This window comes from Komagataeibacter saccharivorans (assembly GCF_003207825.1).
GTDB classification, from domain to species: domain Bacteria; phylum Pseudomonadota; class Alphaproteobacteria; order Acetobacterales; family Acetobacteraceae; genus Komagataeibacter; species Komagataeibacter saccharivorans.
The window spans coordinates 167,130-185,008 of sequence record NZ_NKTY01000003.1 but is presented as its reverse complement, the minus strand read 5'-3'; the positions used below and the strand labels follow the sequence as shown (position 1 = coordinate 185,008).

Below are 17,879 nucleotides of genomic sequence, written 5' to 3'. Positions count from 1 at the left end.
ATGCCGCCTTTTTTGAAAGACGGCACCCAAACTTTTATCTAGCGCGCCGGGGCCTGCTGGCCGCCCTGACCGCCGCCCATGGCCTGAAGCAGGGCCTGCACTTCGGGCTGGTGGGTCTTGATCAGGGTGATGTTATGCGGGTTGAGCGGCGGCATGTCCTTGCTGTCCTGCGGCGGATGCTGCAGCACGGCCTGCGTCATGCCGAAAGTGGTGATGTTCATGACGAACTCACGCGGGGACATGCGGTTGCGCTGCAGGATCGGCAGGAGCTGCGGCATGGACTGGGTACGCTGGATGGTTTCCTCCAGCGTCATGCTGGGGGTTTCCGGCGGATTGATATGGGCCAGCTTGATCTGCTGGATGACCGGCAGCATGCGCGCGAAAAAATCATCCGGCAGGCGATACTGCGCCACGGTCTGCACGTCGCGCTGGATGGCGGCCTGCTGTTCGGGGGTGAGTTCCTGCTGCTGTGTGGGCTGCTGGGCCATTGCCGGGCGCATGCCGCCGGGCATGTGGGCTACGGCAAGGGCGCACACGGTGGCCAGAAGCGCTTTGCGCACGAAGGAAGAGGTCATGGCTGGTTGCTCCATTCGCCCTGTCTCATCAGGGGTTCGCGGCTGCCATCGTGGTTGATGGCGTCGACATTGATTTTGCTGGACCCGATCATCCAGTCAATATGGATGAAACTGGTATTGGCGCCCTGCTGCGCCAGATGGGCTTCGGTCAGGCTGTCCGCATCGACCATGCACTTGGCATAGGACTGGCCCAGCGCGATATGGCTGGCCGCGTTCTCGTCAAACAGCGTATTGCGGAACAGGATGCCGCTTTGGGAAATGGGGGACGATGCGGGCACCAGCGCCACTTCACCCAGCCTGCGCGCGCCCTCATCGGTATCAAGGATGCGTTCCAGAACGGCCTGACCGCTGCTGGCACGGGCTTCGACAATGCGGCCTTCCTCAAAACGGACGGCGATATTGTCAATCAGCGTGCCCTGATGGAACAGCGGCTTGGTCGCGCATACCGTCCCGCTGACCTTGCGGGCATGCGGGGTGGTGAACACTTCCTCGGTCGGGATGTTGGGATTGCACACGATTCCGTTCCCGGCGGGTTCGGCGCCGCCTGCCCAGGCGTGGCCATCCGCCAGCCCCACGGTCAGGTCCGTGCCCGGTCCGGTGAAATGCAGGGCCGCGAAGCGCCGCTGGTTCAGCCATGTCGTGCGCCGGTTCAGGTAGGCGTTATGGGCTTTCCATTCGGCCACCGGGTCATCCACCGTTACGCGCGATGCCTGAAAGATCGCATCCCACAGGCGGCTGACCGCTTCATCCTGCGGCAGGTCGGGGAAGACCTGCGCTGCCCATGCGGGGGTGGCGAAGGCCACGATGTTCCAGTTGACGGCAAAGCGGGTGATCAGTTCCATGGCCGGGCGACCGGCGCGCGATGCCGCGCGTGACACGCGCGATACCCGTTCGGGGTCCTGATTGGCCAGAAGGACGGGATTGCCGCCCGTGATCGCCATGCGCGCCGCACCCTTGCGATAGGCATTGGCCATGCCTTCGTGCAGCCAGTCGGCTGCGGTATCCAGCGTATCATCGGCGGCGTAATGGAAACGGGCGAGCGTTGCCTCATCATCCGCATAGAATGGTGTCACCAGCGATGCACCCGCCCGGTAGGCATGTTCGGTAATCCGGCGCACCAGCGGCACGGCGTCAAGCGGGGCGGTGATGAGAAGCTGCTGCCCGTGCGCGATGTTCACGCCAGTACGGACGGCGACCTCGGCCAGGCGGTCCAGAAGCTGTTCATGCCGGGGGGAGAAAGCCATGCGTCATCAAATCCTGTAAATGGCGGGCGATGCCTGCGGAATGCTGTCAGGATAGACGACACGCCCACCGCGCGTAAGATGGTATCCGCAAACCGGGCGGGAGTAAGGCATTAATGAAACGGGCGTTACCGGGTTCCCGCATGCTGTGTACTGTGGGGGATGCGCGCATGGCCCCGCAACGCGTGCTGTGTGCCGGGCGGGCGCTGGTGGTATGGATGGCGGGTGAACGTCCCGCCGTGCTGGATGACCGCTGCCCGCATGGCAATGCCCGCCTGTCCGCCGGTTATGTGCTGGATGGGCGCATTGTCTGCCCGGCCCATATGTGGGGCTTTGCGCCCGATGGCACCGCCCATGCGCCGGGTACTGATGTGGCGGCTCCCGTGGCGCAATCTTATGAATGCTGGATCAGCGACGATCGGATATGGGTGTGTCTGCCGCATCCTGTGCCGCAGCATCCCGGCGCAGCCATTCCTGTATGACGGCCAGCAGATAGGCCTGCTGCCCGTCATCAAGCGGCTGGCCCGCCGGCATGGCGTGCCATTTGGCGACACATCCCCGGCAGCATGTGCCGGTCGCATGCTGGGCGATGAAGACCGGATGCCCGCGCCAGGGCGTCTGCCTGCCATCCTTGTCGGGATGGGCGGGGGCCAGACGGGTCGCAAGGAACCGGGCAGCATGCGTCATGACTTCCGACAGGCCATGTCTGTCCAGATAGGCGCGTTCCCTTGCGCCCAGATGGAACCGGGCGCGAAAGCGCGAATAGGCCAGCCGTTCCCATAGGGCGGGCGGTATGGCGGGCAGGTCCCGTGGCGGGGCGGCCTGTTCCGGTGCCACCGGATCTGGCGGCGCAGGCGCGAACAGGTCGGCCTGCCGCGTTGCTGCCGCATCCCTGCCTGTGCGCCTGCGGGGCATGGCCGTATTACCTCAGGCCGGGCGGACCAGAATGTGCCGCTTGCGCCCTGAGGAGAGCTTGATGGCGCCATCATGCAGGTCAGCAGCGGATACGGCCTGCGCCTCATCCGTCACCACCACATCATTCACGCGCGCGCCGCCACCACGGATCAGGCGGCGGGCTTCCCCGTTGCTGGCGGCGAAACCGGCTTCCACGAACAGGCGGAAGGCGGGTAGTCCTTCGGTCAGCAGGGCGGACGGTATGGTAACCGTGGGCAGGGCAGCGGTCGTGCTGCCTTCCTCAAACGTGCGGCGGGCGGCTTCGGCGGCTTCCTCGGCGGCGGCGCGGCCATGGCACAGGGCCGTGGCTTCGGTGGCTAGGATCTTCTTCGCCTCATTGATTTCGGCCCCGCCAAGGGCGGCAAGGCGGTCACATTCGTCGATCGGCAGGTCGGTGAACAGCCTGAGGAAGCGGCCAACATCCGCATCCTCCACATTGCGCCAGAACTGCCAGTAATCGAATACCGGCAGGCGGTGGGCCGAAAGCCAGACGGCACCCTGCGCCGTCTTGCCCATCTTGGCCCCGGAACTTGTGGTCAGCAGTGGCGTTGTCAGGCCGAAAACCTGTGCCCCATTCATCCTGCGGACAAGATCGATGCCCGACACAATGTTGCCCCACTGGTCCGATCCGCCCATCTGCAGCGTCACACCATGACGGCTGTTCAGTTCCTTGAAATCGTAGGACTGGAGAATGGAATAATTGAATTCCAGAAAGGTCAGGCCCTGTTCGCGGTCAAGACGCGAACGGACCGAGTCGAAGGACAGCATGCGGTTGACGGAAAAATGGATGCCCACATCGCGCAGCAGGTCGATGTAGGACAGCCGGTCCAGCCAGTCGGCATTATTGGTCAGCAGCGGTTCGTTCGGACCGGTGCCAAGCGGCAGGAACTGGCGCAGGCAGCCTTCCACCCCACGCAGGTTGGTGGCGATGGTTTCCGCCGTCATGAGCTTGCGCGCTTCTTCCCGGAAGGAGGGATCGCCAATCCGCGCCGTGCCGCCACCGGCCAGCGCCACCGGGCGGTGGCCATGGCGGTGCAGCAGGCGCAGCATCATGATCTGGATAAGGCTGCCCACATGCAGGCTGTCCGCCGTGGGGTCGAAACCGATATAGCCCGCTACCGGACCGGCCTGCATGGCGGCGTCCAGCGCCTCCATGTCGGTGCACTGGAATATGAAGCCGCGTGCTTCGGCTTCCCGGAGGAATTCACTCTTGGGCATGATCTGTTCCGCGCTGAGATGTGCATCGCTGGCCGGGCCGCCCCGGCGCGGACCAGCCTCTAGCATGTTCGCCGCACTTCATGGAACAGCCCGCCCCACCGGGTGGGTGAATCAGTCGGCGGCCAGCGCCAGCGCCTTGCGGTTCATGACGGTGCTGACATGGTCTTCCACCGCGTCGGCCACCTGATCGGCATGGTTGGCGAAAACATGGTCCGCACCCTTGAAAATGCGGTAATCCACGGTCACGCCCTTCTGGGTGTTCAGCTTGTCCACCAGCTTGCGCACGGCGGGTTCGGGTACGAGTTCGTCGTTTTCCCCCGCGATCATGAGCCCGCCACAGGGACACGGGGCAAGGAAGCCGAAATCATAATGGTTGGCAGGTGGCGCCACGCTGATCCAGCCCGTGATTTCCGGGCGGCGCATGAGAAGCTGCATGCCGACGAACGCCCCGAACGAATACCCCGCGATCCACAGGCCGCTGGCGTTCGGGTTGACCATCTGCATCCAGTCAAGGGCTGCTGCGGCGTCCGAAATCTCGCCGATGCCACCATCATAGCGGCCCTGTGAACGGCCAACCCCGCGTGAGTTGTAGCGCATGACGGAGAAGCCCATCTTCTCGAACGTGCGGTACATCGCGTAGGTGATGCGGTTATTCATGGTCCCGCCGTGCAGCGGATGGGGATGCAGCACCAGCGCAAGCGGCGCGTTGGGCGCGCTTGAATGGTGGTATCGACCTTCCAGACGGCCATCAGGGCCGGCAAACATGACCTCAGGCATAGGTATCCCGCATTTTCGTTTCCCGACGCATTTCAGGCATTGCATCGGGAAGGTTACTGTTACAGCCTGCTGACCGGCGATGCCCCGTCAGGTCGGCAGGCAGAGAATACGCTGTTACCCGTCATTCCCGCGCCGGGGGCGGGATGGTACCCGGTATTCATCCGGCTCTGACTGGGTGGAAACAGAAACTGCCCGGTCTGGAACTGTCAGCCCGGAAGTATACCAACCCACCCGATAATGGGCATTCCACCTACTGTATGAAAGTGCATCTTCGGCAGGCGTGCCCTGCGCGGGGGGCAGATATGGTGCAGGGTTTGTTGGTGTCCCGGCCCGCAGAATGGCTTTTATGCGCCGTCCGGGCGGGGTGTATCGTGCTGGTTCGCTCTCCTTGCCATGCCCGGCAGCCGGGCGGGCGACATTGAGGCAGCGGTATGAAAAGATGCGGCCATCCCCCATAACACGTTGCAATAAATATTATGTTGCGCTGCCTTATAGCGGTGTGGATTCACAAAATGCCAGATAAATCGTAATTCCTGTCGCAAAAGGACTTGGCGCAACCCATATGGCCGGACAGCATGAGTACCCCACGCGATAGCTTTACCTACCTTGACGCGAATGCGTCCGAGCCCATCCGGCCAGAGGCGCTGGCGGCCATGATGCAGGCGGCGCAGGTGGCGGGAAATCCGTCATCCGTGCATCGCGCGGGACGTGGTGCGCGGGCGGAACTTGAAACCGCGCGCGAGGGGCTGGCCGCCCTGTTTGGCGTGCAGGCGGAAAACTGCGTCCTGACATCGGGCGGGACGGAGGCGAACGTGCTGGCGGTTACCGGGCTGGGTGCCGGGCGGCGCGTGCTGGCGGGGGCGACGGAACATGACGCCGTGCGCGCGGCGGGGGTGGCCGGTGTCATTGCGGTGCGCCCGGACGGCGTGCTGGACATGACTGCGCTGGAACGGATGCTTGCGGCGGCGGATGATCCGGCGCTGGTCTGTGTCATGCTGGCCAATAATGAAACGGGCGTCATCAATCCGGTGCGTGAAATCGCCGCGCTGTGTCACGCCCATGGCGCGCTTGTGCATGTCGATGCGGTGCAGGCGGCGGGGCGGATCGCATTCACGCTGGACGGTCTGGACGCGGACAGCATCGCGATTTCAGGCCATAAATTTGGCGGTCCCAAAGGCGCGGGCGCGCTGCTGCTGGCGGGCGACCGCTTCCGCAGCGTCCAGCCGCTGCTGGCGGGCGGGGGACAGGAACAGGGGCGGCGCGGCGGTACGCCGGGCCTGCCCGCCATTGCAGGCATGGCTGCCGCAGCCCGCATCGCCTGCGCGGGCATGGCGGCGCAGGCGGACCGACACCGCAGATGGCGTGACCGGATTGATGCCGCTGCCGTGGCCGCGGGGGCTACGATATGCGGGGCAGGCGCGCCGCGCCTTGCCAATACAGGCACGCTGCTGCTGCCCGGATGCAGTGCGCAGACCCAGATCATCGCGCTGGACATGGCGGGATATGGTGTCTCGGCCGGGTCCGCATGCTCGTCGGGCAAGGTGGCGCGATCGCATGTGCTTGAAGCCATGGGCTATGGAGAGGATGCGGGCTGCGCCATCCGTGTCTCCCTGCCATGGTCGATCACGCAGGCCGAAGTCGATGGTTTCATTGCCGCCTATACCGCCATGGCACTGCGGCTGGGCGCGCGGGCAGGGGGCAGGCCATGAACGCGCAGGACCTGATCTATCTGGATTATCAGGCCACGACACCGTGTGATCCGCGTGTGGTGGCTGAAATGCTGCCATGGTTTACCGACAGCTTCGCCAATCCCCACAGTCTGGATCACGTCGCCGGTCGCGCGGCCCATGATGCGGTGGAACAGGCGCGTGGCGAAGTGGCGCAACTGCTGGGTGCCGAAGCGCGTGAAATCGTGTTCACATCCGGCGCGACCGAAGCCAACAACCTCGCCATCAAGGGGGCTGTCCGTCACCTGCTGGAACGTGGCGATCCGCGCAGGCGCGTCATCACGGTGGCGACGGAACATAAATGCGTGCTGGAATCCGTGCGCGACCTTGCGCGCGAAGGGTGCGAGCCGGTGATCCTGCCCGTCAGGCCCGATGGCACGCTGAACCCCGAAGTGCTGGCCCGTGCGCTGGAAGTACCCACGCTGCTGGTCAGCATCATGGCGGCGAATAACGAAACCGGCGTGCTGCACGACCTCGCCGCCCTCGCGCCGCTGGTGCGCGGGGCGGGCGCGCTGCTGCACAGCGATCTGGCGCAGGCGGCGGGCAAGGTGGATGTGGACGTGCGGGCGTGGGATATCGATCTGGCTTCCGTTTCCGCGCACAAGCTGTATGGGCCGAAAGGGGTGGGCGCGCTGTTCGTGCGCCGCAGGCCGCGCGTGCGGCTGGCCCCGCTGTTTTCCGGTGGCGGGCAGGAGCGCGGGCTGCGTTCGGGCACGCTGCCCGCGCCACTGCTGGTCGGATTCGGCGCGGCCTGCCGCATCGCACGGGAAGAAGGCGCGCAGGAACGGGTCATGATGGCCAGCCTGCGTGACCGGCTGCTGGCGGCGCTGCGGGCCGGGTGTGGGGACGTGCATGTGCATGGCACCCTGTCCGGGCGGCTGGCGGGCAACCTGAACCTGCGCTTTTCAGGGGTGCGGGCGGTGGACCTGCTGGCGGCGGTGCCGGAACTGTGCCTGTCCACGGGTTCGGCCTGTTCCTCGGCGGAGGTGGTGCCGTCCTACGTGCTGACGGCGATGGATATGGACGCGGCGCAGGCGGCGGAAGGCTTGCGTCTGGCCGTCGGACGCTATACCTCACCCGCCGATGTGGATCGCGCGGCGGAGATCCTGTGCCAGGCTGTGGCACGGTGCCGCGCGACAGGCAGTTCTTCGCCCCGGTAACGGGCGGATGATACAGGCAGGATGGAAAGATGGCGCATATAGTATTCATAGAGCGTGACGGCACCCGCCGCGAAGTCGCGGCCCCGCTGGGTCTGTCGGTACTGGAAATCGCCCATAAGAACGGGGTCGACCTTGAAGGCGCATGCGAAGGCTCGCTGGCCTGCGCGACCTGCCACGTGGTGGTGGACCCGGAATGGGCCACGAAGCTGACCCCGCCGACCGAGGACGAGGAAGACATGCTCGACCTTGCATTCGGTCTGGAAAAGACATCCCGTCTGGGCTGCCAGATCGTGATGACCGAAGCGCTTGATGGACTGGTCGTGCGCCTGCCGCGCACGTCCTGACGGCTGGACAGGCAGGCGCCGGCCCCGGATGGCCGCGCCCTGTCGTAAACATGATGTTTGACCTGTGGTGCCCGGGGGCTGATAGTCCTGCGGGCATTGCTGGCATTTAGGGAAAGTGGAACCGAGCCATGCGCATTCTTGTGGCCATGTCTGGCGGGGTGGACAGTTCTGTCGTTGCCGCACGTCTGGTGGACGAGGGGCATGAAGTGATCGGCGCCACGCTCCAGCTTTACGATTCACGCGAAAGCAGCAAGAAGGGCGCATGCTGTGCCGGGCGCGACATTCACGATGCCCGTCGCGTGGCCGACAGGCTGGGCATCCCCCATTACGTGATCGATGCCGAACGCCGTTTTCATGACAGCGTGATCGGCACTTTCGCCGATGCCTATGCGGCGGGGGAAACCCCGGTTCCCTGCGTTGCGTGCAATCAGGGCGTCAAGTTTACCGATCTGCTGGGCATGGCGCGCGACCTTGGCGTGGATGCCATGGCCACCGGGCATTACGTCCGCCGCGTGGAAGGCCCCGACGGGGTTGAGATGCACCGCCCCGTGGACGCCGGGCGCGACCAGTCATGGTTTCTGTTCGCCACCACGCGCGACCAGCTTGATTTCCTGCGCTTTCCGCTGGGTGACATGCCTGACAAGGCTGCCGTGCGCGCGGAAGCTGAACGTTTCGGGCTTGCCGTCGCCGCCAAGCCAGACAGTCAGGACCTGTGTTTTGTTACCGATGGTTCCTATGCCGGGCTGGTGGAAAAGCTGCGCCCGGACGTGACCGGGGCCGGTGAGATCGTTGACCAGAGCGGCCATGTGGTCGGCCAGCATGAAGGTGTGACCCGCTACACCGTGGGCCAGAGCAAGCGGCTGGGCAATGCGGCGATGCGCGAAGGCGAACGCCAGATGGTGGTGGGCATCCAGCCCGCGACGCGGCGCGTGGTGATCGGCCCGCGCGCGCAGGCCGTCGCCCGCACGCTCATGCTGCGCGACATGAACTGGCTGGTGACCCCGCCGGGGGCGGAAGGCATGCGGTGCGCGGTGCAGATCCGTGCGCGCGAAGCCGCACGCCCCGCCACCGTGTTTCAGGCCGAAGGCAATGGTGCGCGCGTGGAACTGGACGAAGGTGCGGTTCCCGCCCCCGGTCAGGCCTGCGTGATGTATGACGGCAGCAGGGTTCTGGGCGGTGGTTTCATCCGCCGTCACGAAAGCGAAGGAAAATTGGCATCATGAGCGATGGTATTCTGGTCATAGGCACACGCCGGTATTCCTCCTGGTCGCTGCGGGGCTGGCTTGCGGTGCGTCTGGCCGGGCTGGATGTGCGCGAACAGATGATCCCCCTGGCCGATAATGGGGAGACCGCCGCCATCCGCACCATCTCCCCCAACGGCAAGGTGCCGTATCTGGAACACAAGGGCATCGCGGTGTGGGAAAGTCTTGCCATATGCGAATACTGCGCCGAACAGGCGCCGGGCCTGTGGCCTGACGATGCCCGTCAGCGTGCCTATGCCCGCAGTATCGCAGCCGAAATGCATGCCGGGTTCCGCGCCGTGCGCGCCGCCATGCCGATGAATACCGGCCGCGACGGCACGCCGCTTGCCGCAGGCACCACGCAGGATATCGATGCCGATATTTCGCGCATCGACGCGATCTGGACCGAATCCCGGCTGGATTTTGGCAAGGACGGTCCCTTCCTGTTCGGCAGCACGATGGGCATGGCCGATGCCATGTTCGCGCCCATCGTCTCGCGTTTCCTGTCCTATGGCGTCAATCCGTCGCCGGAATCGCGGGCGTATATGGATGCCGTCCGCGCGCATCCGCTGGTTGATGAATGGTACCAGCTTGCGGCGCAGGAACCCAAGGAATGGCGGCAGCCGCGTTTTGAAGGCATTGCCTGATCCATATCGGGACATGATCCGGCCCGCCGCCATTGTCCTGCCCGCGCGGGAGGGATTCAGCGCGGGCGCGGTCGGGGCCATCGGGGGGCAGGTGGCGGCGCTGGCCGTGCCCGGCGATGTGGTTGTAGGCGCGCCGCTAACCGCAGCCTCACTCCTGCCGCGGCATGATTACCGGCCTGTGCGGCCCGGGCTGTGGCCGCCGGGCGGGCGTAGTGTGCGCTATGCCGCCGCGGTAACGCGCGTGGTGCGCGATCTGGGAACGGACGTGATTGAAGTCCATAACCGCCCCGATATCGCCCGCTACATCGCCCGACATTGCCCCCGCCACAGGGTGCTGCTTGTTTTGCATAACGATCCGCAGGGCATGCGCGGGGCCGATACGCCCGCCCTGCGTGCCGACCTGCTGTGCCGTATGACGGTGGCGTGTGTTACGGACTGGTTGCGCGGGCGGTTTGTCGATGGCGTGCCAGCGCACCACGCGGCGCGGGTTCTCCTTTCCCCCAATGGCGCGGCATTGCCCGCGACGGTGCCCCCCATGGCGGAGCGCGCGCAATGCGTGCTGTTTGCCGGGCGTGTCGTGGCGGACAAGGGGGCGGACCTGTTTGTTGCCGCCTGCGCCGAATTGCGGCGCTCCCATCCGGGCTGGCGCTTTGACATGATCGGTGCCGACCGTTTCCGCGTGGATGCTCCCGCCACTCCGTTCCTGACTGACCTTGTGCCCCGCGCGGATGCGGCAGGTGTGGAAATGACAGGCTATCGACCCCACGCGGCGGTGCTGTCCGCCATGGCGCAGGCTGCCATAGTGGTCGTGCCCAGCCGCTGGCCCGAACCGTTTGGCCTCACCGCGCTGGAGGCCATGGCCGCAGGCGCCGCGCTGGTTGCGGCCCCCACAGGCGGCCTGCCGGAAGTGGTGGGGGATGGCGGTGTCCTGTGCGCACCCGATCCGCCCGCCGGCCTTGCGCGGGCGATCGCATCCCTGATGGATGACCTGCCTGCGCGCCAGGCCCTTGCCGTGCGGGGGCGTGCGAGGGCTGCGCGGTTCAGCATCGAACGCGCCGTGGCCCTGCGTCAGGCGGCCCGCCTTGCCGCCCTGCATCATGGGGCTGGATGAAGGGTTTTTGGCTTTTATGCGCTGCCGGGTATGGGACACGCCGCCGCATGGCCCTATATCTGGACAGATCAAGCTACACGCCACCATGGCGCAGAGTGAAAGACCGGAGGCCACATGTCCGATACCGTTCAGGCGTCGCCCGATGCCGCAGCCCAGAATGCCCTTGTGCCGGTTACGGTGCTGACGGGATTTCTGGGTGCGGGCAAGACGACGCTGCTCAATCATATCCTGACTGCCCAGCACGGTCGCAAATACGCCGTGGTGGTGAACGAGTTCGGTGAACTCGGCGTGGACAACGACCTCGTGGTCGATGCCGACGAGGAAGTGTTCGAGATGAACAACGGCTGCATCTGCTGCACCGTGCGTGGGGACCTGATCCGTATTCTCGGCAACCTCATGAAACGCCGCGCGAAGTTTGACGGCATCATTGTCGAGACCACCGGCCTTGCCGATCCCGCTCCCGTGGCCCAGACATTTTTCGTGGATGAGGACGTTCGCGGCAAGACCCGTCTGGACGCCGTGGTGACGGTGGTTGATGCCTACAACGTCATCCAGACGCTTGAGGAAAGCCCTGAGGCGGTGAACCAGATCGCCTTTGCCGATGTCATCATCCTCAACAAGACCGACCTTGTGGATGAAGTCGCGCTGGCGACCATTGAATCGCGTATCCGCTCGATCAACGCGGTCGCGCGCCTGCACCGCGCGCAGCGTGGCGATGTGCCCCTGTCCGATGTGCTGGATCAGGGTGGTTTCGATCTGCAGCGCGCGCTTGAACACGCCCCGCATTTCCTTGAGGATACCAGCCACTCCCATGAGGCGGACGTGACCTCCATGTCCTTCGAGGTGGAAGAACCGCTCGACGCCGCGCATTTTCAGGCATGGATCGGCGCGCTGCTGCAGGAAAAGGGCGCGGATATCCTGCGCGCCAAGGGCATCCTGAACTATGCGGGCGAAGACCGTCGCTTCGCCTTTCAGGCCGTGCACATGATGGCCGATGGTGATTTCATCGGCCCGTGGAAAGCGGGTGAGGAGCCTGTCTCCCGCCTTGTGTTCATCGGGCGTAACCTCAACCGTCCGCAGCTTCGTCGCGGTTTTGAAAGCTGCCGTGCGAAATGAGCGGGACCGTGAACGAAACAATGACGCCGTCCCTGCTGGAGCGGCGGGGGGCAACCCGACAGCTTGAAGGTCAGATCACCGGTTGCGCCATCGCGCGCGACAGCGGGCAGGTTGCCTTTGTCACCGGTGAAGGCGACATCATGGTCGCCAGCCGCCCGGACTGGGGCCGTTCGGATGCGTGGGATGTTACGACCGTTCATGACGGCGCGATCCTTGCCATCGCCCCCGATGCCGCCAGCACCGGCTTCCTGACCGGGGGGGACGACAACGCCCTGCGCCGTGTCGCCGCCGATGGTAGCGTGACCGATCTGGTCAAGGGGCGGCGGTGGATCGAACACATCACCACATGGTGCAACGACAAGGGTGGCGTGATCGCGTTCGCATCGGGCAGGCAGGTCGAACTGCGTGACGCCAGCGGGCAGACGACGCTGAAGGTGCTGGAGCATCCCTCCACCGTCAGCGGGATCGTGTTCGATGCGAAGGGCAAGCGGATCGCGGCCTCGCACTATAACGGCGCATCCATGTGGTTCGTGCAGGCGAAGGTGGACACCGTCCGTCCGCTGGAATGGAAGGGCAGTCATATCGGCATCGCCATCCACCCGGCGGGCGAGGCGCTGGTCACGTCCATGCAGGAATCGGAACTGCATGGATGGCGTCTGTCCGATGGGCATAACATGCGCATGAGCGGCTATCCGTCCAAGGTGCAGTCGATGGCCTTTACCCGTAATGGCAAGTGGCTGGTGACAAGCGGGGCGGATACCATCGTGATGTGGCCGTTCTTCGGTGGTGGCCCGATGGGCAAGCCTCCGGCCGAGGCAGGCGGCATCCCCGGTGTCATGTGTACCCGCATCGCCTGCCATCCGGTGCATGACATCGTGGCGGCGGGCTTTGCCGATGGTTCGGTGCTGATGGCCGATACGGGTGCTCAGCGTATCCTGCCGGTCTGCCTTGCGGGTGGTGGCGCGGTGTCGGCGCTGGCCTTCAGCCCCGATGGCTGCGCGCTGGCTTTCGGCACGGAAGACGGACGGGCTGGCGTGGTGGACCTGTCCGCCAGATAGGCGGCAGTCACGGCAATGCCGGAAGGAACGGGACAGCGCATGCGCGTGCTTCATGTCATGGCGGCCCAGGGCAATGGCGGGGCGGAACTGTATTCCACCGATGTCATGCTCAGCCTGCAGGCCGCCGGACTGTCGCAGAAGGCGGTCCTGCATCCCCATGCGCCGCGCGTGGCGGAAATGCGGGCGGCGGGGATGGATGTGGAAACAGCGCCGCTGCGCTTTCCCCTCCGCCTCGGCGCGCGTCTGGCGCTGCGGCGGCTGATTGCGCGCATGCGGCCCGATATCATCCATTGCTGGCTGCGCCGCGCAGCGGAAATCGTGCCCACGGGCACAGGCATCCCGGTCATTGGCTGGTTCGGCAATTACAAGGACCTGCGTCCCTTCGCGCATTGCGACTGGTTCGTGGGCTGCACGGCGGACATGGCCCGCTCCATGCGTGAACGGGGGGCACCGGCTGACCGGGTAGCCTATATCCCCACTTTCCCCTCTGTCCGGCCCGAAGCGCCGGTATTGCGTCAGTCGCTGGATACGCCTGCGGATGCGCCGGTACTGCTGGTGCTGTCACGCCTGCATCCCGCCAAGGGGCTTGAAACCCTGCTGGATGCGCTTGCAGCCCTGCCGCGCTGCCATGTCTGGCTGGCGGGGGAGGGCAACCTGCGCGCTGCCCTTATGGCGCAGGCCGAAAGGCTGGGCATTGCCGGTCGGGTTCATTTCCTTGGCTGGCGGTCGGATCGGGGGGCCTTGCTGGCGGCAGCGGATATCTGCGTGTTGCCGTCACGCTATGAACCCTTTGGCACCGTTATCCTTGATGCCTGGTCGGCGGATATCCCGCTGGTGGCCTGTGCCGCCGATGGTCCGCGCGCGCATATACGCGACGGCGAAAATGGCATGCTGGTTCCCATTGATGATGTGGGGGCACTGGCCGGTGCCCTACGCCGCGTGCTGGATGACCCGGCACTGGCGGCCCGGATCGTGTCGGGTGGCCGCCGGGATTACGAGGCGCATTTCACCCCGCAGGCCGTCACCGCGCAGTGGCTGGCGCTGTATGACCGCGTGCTGTCAGCGGGGTGCCGGTAACGGCGGCACCGGCGGCGGTGGGCTTGCGACAGGTGGCTTGGGGGCCGACGCCATGCCATCAAGGAATGCTTCAGCCAGTGCGGAATAGAGCGCCTGCGAACAGATCATGCGCGAAACGCCATAGGCCAGAAAGGATGTGGCCAGCAGCGCCAGCGTGACCTGCTGGTTGTCGCACATTTCCATGACGATGACGGATGCGGTCAGCGGGGACTGCACAACGGCGGAAAAATAGGCCACCGTACCCAGCAGCACCACCGCCCCCGGCGTGGTGTGCGGCAGGAACTGCGCCACCCAGCCGCCAAATCCCGCCCCGATGGCCAGTGACGGCGCAAACAGGCCGCCCGGAATGCCGGAACAGTAGGATATGATGGTGGCGATGAATTTCAGGATGAAGAACGACGCGGGGTAGTGGGTCTTCCCCTCGATGATTTCATGCGCCTGAATATAGCCGGTGCCGTAGGTAATCCCGCCCGATGCGATGCCGATGATGGCCAGAACCAGACCACAGCTTGCGGCGAACGCCACCGGACGCCCCTTGGCGAAGCGACCCAGTCCCCCCGGCAGTCCGCGTGTCGCGCGGATCAGGATGGCGGAAAACACCCCGCCCCCAATACCGCCCAGAATGCCGCAGGTCGGCACCGCGATCCAGCTTATGCCCACGGGCACGATCACGTCGGTATGGCCGAAATAGCTGTAATTGCCCACCAGTGCTATCGCGGTCACACCTGACAGGATGACACCCGTGAGCATCGTGCCGCTGGTGCGCTGTTCAAAGGAATGGCTCAGTTCCTCGATGGCGAAGACGATACCCGCCAGCGGGGTGTTGAACGCGGCGGACACGCCGGACGCGCCGCCCGCCAGAATCAGGCCACGGCGCATGCTGACGGTGGACAGGTTCAGCCACCGCCCGCATGCATGCATGATCGCAGCCCCCACCTGCACGCTTGGCCCTTCACGCCCGATGGAAGCCCCCGCCAGCAGCCCCAGCGAGGTCAGCACGATCTTGCCCGCCGCCACCCGCAGCGCCAGCAGCCGATCGATGATGGCGAAGTTTTCCAGATGCAGGGTCGCAATCGTCTGCGGTATGCCGCTGCCCTGCGCGCCACGGAACCATGTGCGTGTCAGCCATGAGGACAGCGCCAGTCCACCCGGCGTCAGCACCAGCATGATCCACGGATTGATATGGATGATGTGCGTGCGCAACGTGGCCGCCGCGTCCGCCGCCATGGCGAAACCCACGGCCACGAATCCCACCACGACAGCCGCTGCCCAGCAGGCCAGCTTGCGTCGCCACTGTTCGGTGGTGATGCGGGCGGAACGGCGCAGGTGGCGCATGTGCCGCTTGCGTCTTTCGGTCAGGTCGGTGCGCATGAACGGCAATGCACTTTCAGTAACAGCACGGACGGATAAACCGGGTTGGGCAGGCCGGTTGCGGGTGCCGGACCAGTTTTAACGCAGGCCCGGTGGTTATTGCCAGTATTAGTGGCCCCATCATGGCGGGATGGAGACCCCATTCGGGCGGGAGGCTGCCCGTCAGGGCAGGACCAGCACCCCGCTATGCTTGGCCTTGCGTTCGGGTTCGACGTGAATGTTGATCAGCGCATCGCCCAGCCCTTCGCGCAGGCCATCTTCTATCCGGTCGCAGATATGGTGGGCGTTTTCCACGCTCATGGAACCCGGCACGACCAGATGGAATTCGATGAAGGTCATGGCGCCGACAATGCGCGCGCGGATGTCGTGGGCTTCCAGCGCGCCAGCGGCGGTATGGGAAATGATGGAGCGGATTTCGCCCAGCGTTTCCGAATTCGGTGCTTCATCCATAAGCCCCGCGATGGAGGTGCGCATCATCTCCCACCCCGTGCGCAGCACATTCACCGCGATCAGTGCCGCCAGCAGCGGGTCCAGCCACAGCCAGCCGGTCAGCGGGATCAGGATGAAGCCCACGATCAGCACGCCGGATGTCGAAACATCCGACAGGACATGATGTCCGCTCGCCACAAGGGCGGGAGAGTGGTGGGCACGGCCCATGCGCAGCAGGAACAGCCCCCACACAAGGTTGAGCAGCCCCGCCCCGCCATTGAGCGAGATGCCCAGCAGGGAATCCTCCGGCCGGTGCATGTGCTGGAATCCGATCCATGCCTCATGCGCGATGGTCACGGCGGTAATGACGACCAGCACGCCTTCCGCCACGGCGGACAGGTATTCGGCCTTGTAATGACCGTAGGTGTGGTTGTGGTCGGGCGGCAGGCTGGCGACGCGCAGCGCCCATAGCCCGGCCACGGCGGACACCACGTTGATGATTGTCTCGATCGCATCGGAATACAGCGCGATACTGCCGGTGGTGCGCCATGCGGCGTATTTCATGCCCAGCGCGATAAGGCTGACGGCAACGCTGCACCATGCCGCGAGGATCTTGGTATCGGTATTGGCAAACATGCTGGCTGACATACCCCTGCGGTCAGACGGTGTGGGCGCTGGCAAGACTGCACTGGTCGGCATCGTTCAGGGTCTCGATCTGGAAGGTGGGATGCACGATGCCGAAGCGTTCATGCAGTTCGCGCGCGGCCCGGTTCAGCAGGCCGTCGGTCGCCTGACCGTTTTCGGTGGCGGCGCGCACAAGGTGGACGGTCAGCGCCGTCTCGGTGGTGCTGAGTGGCCAGATATGCAGGTCATGCAGGTCGCATACGCCGGGCAGCGTGCGCAGGTAGGTGTCCACCTGCGCGGGATCGATGCCACGCGGCACGCGGTCCAGCGCCATGTCCAGCGAATCGCGCAGCAGCGACCATGTGGCAAGGATGATGGACAGCGACACGACAAGACAGATGACCGGATCAGTCCGCAGCCAGCCGGTCAGCAGGATCAGCCCGCCCCCGGCCACGACCGCAAGCGACATGAGCGCGTCCGATGCCATGTGCATGAACGCGCCGCGCAGGTTGATGTCGTTTTTTCCGCCGCTTGCGAACAGCATCGCGGTCATCCCGTTTACGGCGATGCCGATTCCGGCCACCACCATCACCTCGACACCGGCGACCGGATGCGGATGGATCAGGCGCAGCACCGCTTCCCACATGATGCCGCCGGTCACGACCAGCAGCGCCACGGCATTGCCAAGGGCCGCAAGGATGGAGGACCGGCGCAGCCCGTAAGTGAAATTCGTGCTGGGGGAGCGGCGCGAAAGGATTTCCGCCACCCACGCGGCCCCCAGCGCCAGCACGTCGGACAGGTTGTGCCCCGCATCGGCCAGCAGCGACAGCGCATGGCTGCGCACGCCCCATATGGCTTCGCCCGCTACATAGGCAAGGTTGAGCGTAATCCCCAGCGCGAACGCCCGGCCATAGGACGCGGGCGTATGCACGTGATGGTGGCCAAAGCCCCCGCCATGGCCATGGTCGCACCGGTCATGACCATGATCTCCATGCTCCGCATGACCGGCGTGGCCAGCATGATCGGTATGGTCGTGGTCATGGGAATGGCTGTGTTCGCCATGGTTGTGCTGGCATTCGCCCATGGGGCCGCATCCATTTGTCAGGGAGAACCGGAACTGTCGCCGCCTTCTAGCAGAAGGTTGCGTCGCGTCACCAGCACTTAGCACATTTTGTACGGCCACCCGGCATGATATGGCACCCGTACGGC

Annotated in this window: 18 protein-coding genes; 10 read left to right on the top strand and 8 right to left on the bottom strand. The window is 65.1% G+C overall.

Translation table 11 applies throughout. The features are described 5' to 3' along the window. Positions 1-38: 38 nt before the first annotated feature. The gene (locus tag CFR79_RS03740) at positions 39-575 is read right to left on the bottom strand and encodes a hypothetical protein (protein WP_102324748.1); all 537 of its coding nucleotides are present in this window, start codon (positions 573-575) and stop codon (positions 39-41) included. Continuing rightward, positions 572-1,819: an aminopeptidase gene (locus tag CFR79_RS03735; RefSeq protein ID WP_110546961.1), complete on the bottom strand. Its 1,248-nt coding sequence runs from the start codon at positions 1,817-1,819 to the stop codon at positions 572-574. Before CFR79_RS03735 ends, CFR79_RS03740 begins: the two co-directional genes overlap by 4 nt. 113 nt (positions 1,820-1,932) lie before the next feature. On the opposite strand from CFR79_RS03735, the gene CFR79_RS03730 reads away from it, so the two are divergent. After that, positions 1,933-2,298 (top strand): Rieske (2Fe-2S) protein, encoded by a 366-nt coding sequence (locus CFR79_RS03730; RefSeq protein WP_110546960.1) that lies wholly within the window; start codon positions 1,933-1,935, stop codon positions 2,296-2,298. Here the strand turns inward: CFR79_RS03730 and CFR79_RS03725 are convergent. The 3 genes from CFR79_RS03725 to CFR79_RS03715 all read right to left on the bottom strand — a co-directional run bounded on the left by CFR79_RS03725 (position 2,225) and on the right by CFR79_RS03715 (position 4,765). Then, positions 2,225-2,731, bottom strand: a complete 507-nt coding sequence (locus tag CFR79_RS03725) for a DUF4186 domain-containing protein (protein WP_110546959.1) — start codon at positions 2,729-2,731, stop codon at positions 2,225-2,227. The genes CFR79_RS03730 and CFR79_RS03725 overlap by 74 nt on opposite strands. Before the next feature lie 12 nt (positions 2,732-2,743). Beyond that, on the bottom strand, positions 2,744-3,988 hold the full coding sequence (tyrS, locus tag CFR79_RS03720) for a tyrosine--tRNA ligase (RefSeq protein WP_110546992.1): 1,245 nt from the start codon (positions 3,986-3,988) through the stop codon (positions 2,744-2,746). 111 nt (positions 3,989-4,099) lie between these two features. Continuing rightward, positions 4,100-4,765, bottom strand: coding sequence for an alpha/beta hydrolase (locus tag CFR79_RS03715; protein ID WP_102324744.1), 666 nt, complete (start codon positions 4,763-4,765; stop codon positions 4,100-4,102). Positions 4,766-5,340: 575 nt separating this feature from the next. Here CFR79_RS03715 and CFR79_RS03710 point away from each other — a divergent pair. The 9 genes from CFR79_RS03710 (at position 5,341) to CFR79_RS03670 (ending at position 14,246) form a co-directional block, all read left to right on the top strand. Then, positions 5,341-6,474: a cysteine desulfurase family protein gene (locus CFR79_RS03710; protein WP_110546958.1), complete on the top strand. Its 1,134-nt coding sequence runs from the start codon at positions 5,341-5,343 to the stop codon at positions 6,472-6,474. Beyond that, on the top strand, positions 6,471-7,652 hold the full coding sequence (locus CFR79_RS03705; RefSeq protein WP_110546957.1) for a cysteine desulfurase family protein: 1,182 nt from the start codon (positions 6,471-6,473) through the stop codon (positions 7,650-7,652). Before CFR79_RS03710 ends, CFR79_RS03705 begins: the two co-directional genes overlap by 4 nt. A 29-nt stretch (positions 7,653-7,681) precedes the next feature. Further along, the gene (locus tag CFR79_RS03700) at positions 7,682-7,996 is read left to right on the top strand and encodes a ferredoxin family 2Fe-2S iron-sulfur cluster binding protein (protein ID WP_102324741.1); all 315 of its coding nucleotides are present in this window, start codon (positions 7,682-7,684) and stop codon (positions 7,994-7,996) included. Between the two features lie 128 nt (positions 7,997-8,124). Then, positions 8,125-9,219 carry a tRNA 2-thiouridine(34) synthase MnmA gene (mnmA, locus tag CFR79_RS03695; protein ID WP_102324740.1) on the top strand — a complete coding sequence of 365 codons (1,095 nt, stop codon included), beginning with the start codon at positions 8,125-8,127 and terminating at the stop codon, positions 9,217-9,219. Then, entirely contained in the window at positions 9,216-9,884 is a 669-nt protein-coding gene (locus CFR79_RS03690; protein ID WP_102324739.1) for a glutathione S-transferase family protein, read from the top strand. The genes mnmA and CFR79_RS03690 overlap by 4 nt, the downstream gene beginning before the upstream one ends. 13 nt (positions 9,885-9,897) lie before the next feature. Continuing rightward, positions 9,898-10,995 carry a glycosyltransferase family 4 protein gene (locus CFR79_RS03685; RefSeq protein ID WP_110546956.1) on the top strand — a complete coding sequence of 366 codons (1,098 nt, stop codon included), beginning with the start codon at positions 9,898-9,900 and terminating at the stop codon, positions 10,993-10,995. A 114-nt stretch (positions 10,996-11,109) separates the two neighbouring features. Then, positions 11,110-12,111: a CobW family GTP-binding protein gene (locus CFR79_RS03680; protein WP_110546955.1), complete on the top strand. Its 1,002-nt coding sequence runs from the start codon at positions 11,110-11,112 to the stop codon at positions 12,109-12,111. Next, positions 12,108-13,169, top strand: a complete 1,062-nt coding sequence (locus tag CFR79_RS03675) for a WD40 repeat domain-containing protein (protein WP_110546954.1) — start codon at positions 12,108-12,110, stop codon at positions 13,167-13,169. The genes CFR79_RS03680 and CFR79_RS03675 overlap by 4 nt, the downstream gene beginning before the upstream one ends. Positions 13,170-13,208: 39 nt before the next feature. After that, positions 13,209-14,246, top strand: a complete 1,038-nt coding sequence (locus tag CFR79_RS03670) for a glycosyltransferase (protein WP_110546953.1) — start codon at positions 13,209-13,211, stop codon at positions 14,244-14,246. Here the strand turns inward: CFR79_RS03670 and CFR79_RS03665 are convergent. From CFR79_RS03665 to CFR79_RS03655, 3 genes are all read right to left on the bottom strand, one after another. Beyond that, on the bottom strand, positions 14,229-15,581 hold the full coding sequence (locus tag CFR79_RS03665) for a chloride channel protein (protein ID WP_110546991.1): 1,353 nt from the start codon (positions 15,579-15,581) through the stop codon (positions 14,229-14,231). The two genes, CFR79_RS03670 and CFR79_RS03665, sit on opposite strands and share 18 nt — an antisense overlap. Positions 15,582-15,779: 198 nt before the next feature. Continuing rightward, the gene (locus CFR79_RS03660; RefSeq protein WP_102324857.1) at positions 15,780-16,682 is read right to left on the bottom strand and encodes a cation diffusion facilitator family transporter; all 903 of its coding nucleotides are present in this window, start codon (positions 16,680-16,682) and stop codon (positions 15,780-15,782) included. Between the two features lie 22 nt (positions 16,683-16,704). Further along, positions 16,705-17,754 (bottom strand): cation diffusion facilitator family transporter, encoded by a 1,050-nt coding sequence (locus CFR79_RS03655; protein WP_102324734.1) that lies wholly within the window; start codon positions 17,752-17,754, stop codon positions 16,705-16,707. Between the last annotated feature and the right edge of the window lie 125 nt (positions 17,755-17,879).

Excerpts from the sequence above, each read along its gene's own strand:
- CFR79_RS03740 (WP_102324748.1), bottom strand. The coding sequence starts at position 575 with ATGACCTCTTCCTTCGTGCGCAAAGCGCTTCTGGCCACCGTGTGCGCC.
- CFR79_RS03735 (WP_110546961.1), bottom strand. The coding sequence starts at position 1,819 with ATGGCTTTCTCCCCCCGGCATGAACAGCTTCTGGACCGCCTGGCCGAG.
- CFR79_RS03730 (WP_110546960.1), top strand. The coding sequence starts at position 1,933 with ATGAAACGGGCGTTACCGGGTTCCCGCATGCTGTGTACTGTGGGGGAT.
- CFR79_RS03725 (WP_110546959.1), bottom strand. The coding sequence starts at position 2,731 with ATGCCCCGCAGGCGCACAGGCAGGGATGCGGCAGCAACGCGGCAGGCC.
- tyrS (WP_110546992.1), bottom strand. The coding sequence starts at position 3,988 with ATGCCCAAGAGTGAATTCCTCCGGGAAGCCGAAGCACGCGGCTTCATA.
- CFR79_RS03715 (WP_102324744.1), bottom strand. The coding sequence starts at position 4,765 with ATGCCTGAGGTCATGTTTGCCGGCCCTGATGGCCGTCTGGAAGGTCGA.
- CFR79_RS03710 (WP_110546958.1), top strand. The coding sequence starts at position 5,341 with ATGAGTACCCCACGCGATAGCTTTACCTACCTTGACGCGAATGCGTCC.
- CFR79_RS03705 (WP_110546957.1), top strand. The coding sequence starts at position 6,471 with ATGAACGCGCAGGACCTGATCTATCTGGATTATCAGGCCACGACACCG.
- CFR79_RS03700 (WP_102324741.1), top strand. The coding sequence starts at position 7,682 with ATGGCGCATATAGTATTCATAGAGCGTGACGGCACCCGCCGCGAAGTC.
- mnmA (WP_102324740.1), top strand. The coding sequence starts at position 8,125 with ATGCGCATTCTTGTGGCCATGTCTGGCGGGGTGGACAGTTCTGTCGTT.
- CFR79_RS03690 (WP_102324739.1), top strand. The coding sequence starts at position 9,216 with ATGAGCGATGGTATTCTGGTCATAGGCACACGCCGGTATTCCTCCTGG.
- CFR79_RS03685 (WP_110546956.1), top strand. The coding sequence starts at position 9,898 with ATGATCCGGCCCGCCGCCATTGTCCTGCCCGCGCGGGAGGGATTCAGC.
- CFR79_RS03680 (WP_110546955.1), top strand. The coding sequence starts at position 11,110 with ATGTCCGATACCGTTCAGGCGTCGCCCGATGCCGCAGCCCAGAATGCC.
- CFR79_RS03675 (WP_110546954.1), top strand. The coding sequence starts at position 12,108 with ATGAGCGGGACCGTGAACGAAACAATGACGCCGTCCCTGCTGGAGCGG.
- CFR79_RS03670 (WP_110546953.1), top strand. The coding sequence starts at position 13,209 with ATGCGCGTGCTTCATGTCATGGCGGCCCAGGGCAATGGCGGGGCGGAA.
- CFR79_RS03665 (WP_110546991.1), bottom strand. The coding sequence starts at position 15,581 with ATGCGCCACCTGCGCCGTTCCGCCCGCATCACCACCGAACAGTGGCGA.
- CFR79_RS03660 (WP_102324857.1), bottom strand. The coding sequence starts at position 16,682 with ATGTTTGCCAATACCGATACCAAGATCCTCGCGGCATGGTGCAGCGTT.
- CFR79_RS03655 (WP_102324734.1), bottom strand. The coding sequence starts at position 17,754 with ATGGGCGAATGCCAGCACAACCATGGCGAACACAGCCATTCCCATGAC.